Source organism: Methylobacterium sp. E-046 (assembly GCF_022829625.1).
In the GTDB taxonomy this organism is placed as follows: Bacteria; Pseudomonadota; Alphaproteobacteria; order Rhizobiales; family Beijerinckiaceae; genus Methylobacterium; species Methylobacterium longum.
Genome location: NZ_JAKSYP010000246.1, coordinates 1 through 3727, shown reverse-complemented (window position 1 = coordinate 3727; position 3727 = coordinate 1). Strand labels below are relative to the sequence as shown.

Genomic DNA, 3727 nt, shown 5'->3' with positions numbered 1-3727 from the left:
CAGGCACGCGAGCGCGAGCGCAAGCTGCGGACGTTGAGGCGCCTCAGCGAAGCCCTTGGCAGGCCGGTCGAGGACTTCTTCAAGACCGGCGCCGGTGCTGATGCCACCGAGGGCAAGGTAGACGGCGCAAGAGGGAAGTAGAAACGGTGCGACCACGCACTCGCTCTTCGCGGTCCGGTCCCTGTACCTACCCAGCATGATCCGATCCGAGCTTGTCGCACGCGTCGCGGCGCAGAACCCGCACCTCTACGCGAGGGATGTCGAAGCGATGGTAAATGCCATCCTCGACCGGATCGTCGGGGCGCTGGCAGATGGTGATCGCGTCGAGCTGCGCGACTTCGGGACGTTCTGCGTCCGTGACCGCGAGGCCCGCACTGCCCGGAACCCGCGCACGGGTGAGATGGTGGTGGCCAAAGCCAAGGCGCACATCCACTTCAAGCCGGGTAAGGGGATGCGGGCGCGGCTCAACTTGGATCGGGTCGACCCTAAGCAGGATGCCGAGCAGCTTCTGCGAGCTGAACTTCGTTCGGCGGCTGCAGCGTGGCCGGCACGATAGCGACGTGCGGCGGCTCAGGACAGTCGAGCAAGGCGCTGATCGCCGGCTCCAGCACATAGGGCGAGCCGGGCAGCTGGGCGCCGTCACCCTCGCGGAGGACGAACGTCTCGTAGTCCGACTACAGCGATAGCCCGATCGTGGCCACCGAGCCACGACCGCGGCGGTTCCGGCTTTCTCTGTCCTATGTGATTGGTACGGCTGTTTCGAAATGCTCTCTAGCGGGGTGATCGGCATGCGCCCTGCCCCGACCTTCCTGGCCGTCTCCCTCGCCTTCGCGGCACCCGCCAGCGCCGAGGACAACGTGTTCGAGGGCATGGCTGGTCCCTACGGCGAGCGCCTGCGCTACGACGAGAAAGGCCTGACCCTCACGTTTCCCGAGCCGGGCGTGAAGCTGAATATCGGCGGCCGGTTGCACATCGATGCCGGTGCGGCGGGCTTCAGCCGGCCCGGCCTGACCGATGCCTTCCCGGACATCGTCGCGGTGCGCCGCTCGTGGATCGAGCCGACGCTCACCATCGGGCGGGACTGGGTAGTCGCCTTCCAGTACGATTTCAGCGATCCTCTCCTGCCGATCAACGATGCCTTTGTCGCCTGGAAGGGGCTGCCAGACACGATCCTGACCCTCGGCAACATGAAGGTGCCGTTCAGCCTGGAATGGCTGCAGAGCAACAACGACACCCTGTTCGCCGAGCGCTCTCTGGCCAATGCGTTCGTGCCGGATCGCCGCTTCGGCTTCGCGGTTGGGCATCACGGGCAGGCTTGGACCGCTGTAGCGAGCGTGTTCGGCGACGCCGCCAGCAACGGCATCACCGGGGACGGAGTGGCGGCTGCCGGTCGCGCCACGGTGGCGCCGATCCTGGAGGAGCGCGAGACGCTGCATCTCGGCCTCGCCGGCCTCTTCCAGAGTCGAAGTCGAGCTGACGGAGCGTTCAGCTTCTCCACCCCACCAGAGGCGTTCCTGTTCACGCGCCCCTTCGTCGACACCGGCGACCTGCCGGACGTGGCGCACGTGTCCCGGATCGGCGCCGAATTCGCCTATCGCAGCGGCCCGATCCTAGTGCAGGCCGAGTATATCCACGCCGAGATCGAGCGGTTCGCTGGGGCCGGCGGCCCCGTGCCGGTCCTCGGCTTCCAGGGCGGCTACGTCGAGGCGGCCCTGGTGCTGAATGGGGAGGGGCGCGCCTATGCTCTGACCCCTGAGGGCGGCACCACCTACGCGACCTTCAAGGGGGTGCGCGTGGCCGAGGGACAGCGCGTCTCCCGCGGCGGCTTCGGCGTCTTCGAGCTGGCCGCCCGGTTCAGCGCCATCGACCTGGATGCCCGCGGCTCCCGCGGAGGCCGCGAGCGGGACGTGACCGTGGGCCTGAGCTGGTATCCCGAGCCGAACCTTCGGCTCATCACAAACTACGTCCACGGGCGCGTTCGGCCTGGGGAGGCCCAGTCTGACACGGTAGGCCTCGCACCGTTCTCGGTCGACACCGTCATCGCGCGGCTGCAGATCTACTGGTGAGCGCCGCCGAGCCGGAGAGTGCAGACCGGGAGCGCGGTCGGCATCACGCGCGCTCCAGCAGGTCGACGAGGAGCGATCCGGCCGCCGCGATGACGTTCCCGCGGCCCCGCCAGGGCAGAACGATCGCCTCAGGCAGGGTCTCGGGCTGCGTGTCGGCCGCCGCCTCCGGCAACACGGTCTCGGGCGCCTCCTCCTCGCGGTCCTGATCCCCGCCGCGCATCCACACGACCTGCGAGCCGGTGGTGTTCTCGGGAGCAGCCAGAGACGGCTCAGCGTCCCCGCCGTCTTCGTGATCGGCATCGCCGTCCATGCGATCGAGCACGGCGATGATGCGGTCCGCGGCATCGAGGGCGGTCTGTGCCGCTTCCTCTAGGCTGGCGCGGAGGGCGGCCCCGGCCAGCGGCTCTAGGATCTGCGGAGCGGCTGGTTTCGGACGCGGGGTGAAGGTGAGCACGTCGCCCATGGGTCAGGTCTCGGATTGCTATGGCGGGAAGGCCCGGCGGATCCGGCCAGGACGGTACGCAGGCACGCAAAGGGGTGGAGCCGCTATCAGCGGCCCTGACGCTCGGCCGCAGCGTGGGCCAACAGCTCGCGGGCGAACGCCTCGATCTCGTCGGGGTCGCCGTTGTCGAGGGTCGTGACAGCCAGCGTCGACAGCCGCGTCTCGCGATCTGAGCTGTTGGTCGGCTGACGCAGCCGCGCCTCCATCTGAGCCGCGCACGCTATGTCGGTCAGGGCGTCACCGAGCCACTGCATCAGCTTGCCGGCGGCGTTGTACTGACCCTCAGGGCCCTTGGTCCTGTCCCAGCCGCGGGTGTGACACCGCCCCGTCCACACCAGCGCGTAGACGAAGGTGCTGACTTCATCTGCGATGTCGTGGAGCGACCGCAGGTCGCCCAGCGAGGCGGACGCGAAGTTGATCTGATCAACAAGGCTGCCCTGAAGGCGAGGAGGTATCGAGACCTGCGCGGGTCGCGAAGCTGGCGCTCCCGGCCGGTAGGTCTTCGCCAGCTTGGCGAGGTCCTTGTGCGCGTCGTCCTCGAAGTGTGACAGCGTCTGGCCGATCCGCTGCTTGAGGATCAGGCCCTCCAGCGTCTGAACCGGCACGTTCATCAGCGGGCCGATCATGGCCTCGATGCGCTCGTAGAGCGGCTGTATCGCCTCCCAGTTTGCGCGGTAGCCACTGGCGGTGAGCGCCGCGTCGAACTTGTCTTGGTAAGCCCGGAATGCGCCCTCGGGTATGCCGGGTCGCCGGCTACGTCGAGGAAGCGCAGGGACCGGCAGTGCGCGGTGTCGGGCCGGACAGGCGCCACGGCCTGCCATGGCTCGATCGTGCCGGGCTGGGTCTCGTCCGGCAGGTTGCGGTAGCGGCGATCCAGCGGGATCTGACGGCGGCCGGTGCGGGCACTGGTGCTGCGAACCGGGACGGGCTGGCTGAAATTTGGGATGCGGGCATAGGACATCGTTCGCGCTCCTGGTGGGGCTCGTGGCGGTGGGTCGGTGGGGAGGGGGGTGCCCCCGTGGCGGGGCGGGTCAGGCCGCTAGAGAGTCAGTGAGCGGCGGCGCGGTGAGTAGCCTTGGCGACCTGCCAGGTGGCCTTGAGAGCGGAGGACATGGCCTCAGGCACGGGACACGCCGCAGCGCTCCTGAATGCCGGTGGC

3 protein-coding genes and 1 pseudogene are annotated in these 3727 nt (G+C 68.6%); 2 read left to right on the top strand and 2 right to left on the bottom strand.

The genetic code is table 11. From position 1 onward, the window contains the following. Nucleotides 1-175: 175 nt before the first annotated feature. Nucleotides 176-556 (top strand): annotated as a pseudogene (locus MKK82_RS26645) (HU family DNA-binding protein); the annotation flags it as partial. A gap of 232 nt (nucleotides 557-788) precedes the next feature. Next, entirely contained in the window at nucleotides 789-2066 is a 1278-nt protein-coding gene (locus tag MKK82_RS26640; protein WP_243987331.1) for an OprO/OprP family phosphate-selective porin, read from the top strand. A gap of 43 nt (nucleotides 2067-2109) precedes the next feature. Here the strand turns inward: MKK82_RS26640 and MKK82_RS26635 are convergent, their stop codons facing one another. Together MKK82_RS26635 and MKK82_RS26630 are read right to left on the bottom strand one after the other, a co-directional pair. After that, a complete protein-coding gene (locus MKK82_RS26635; protein ID WP_243987330.1) occupies nucleotides 2110-2529 on the bottom strand; it encodes a hypothetical protein in 420 nt (139 codons plus the stop codon). An 86-nt stretch (nucleotides 2530-2615) separates the two neighbouring features. After that, on the bottom strand, nucleotides 2616-3389 hold the full coding sequence (locus MKK82_RS26630; RefSeq protein ID WP_243987328.1) for a hypothetical protein: 774 nt from the start codon (nucleotides 3387-3389) through the stop codon (nucleotides 2616-2618). Nucleotides 3390-3727: the final 338 nt, after the last annotated feature.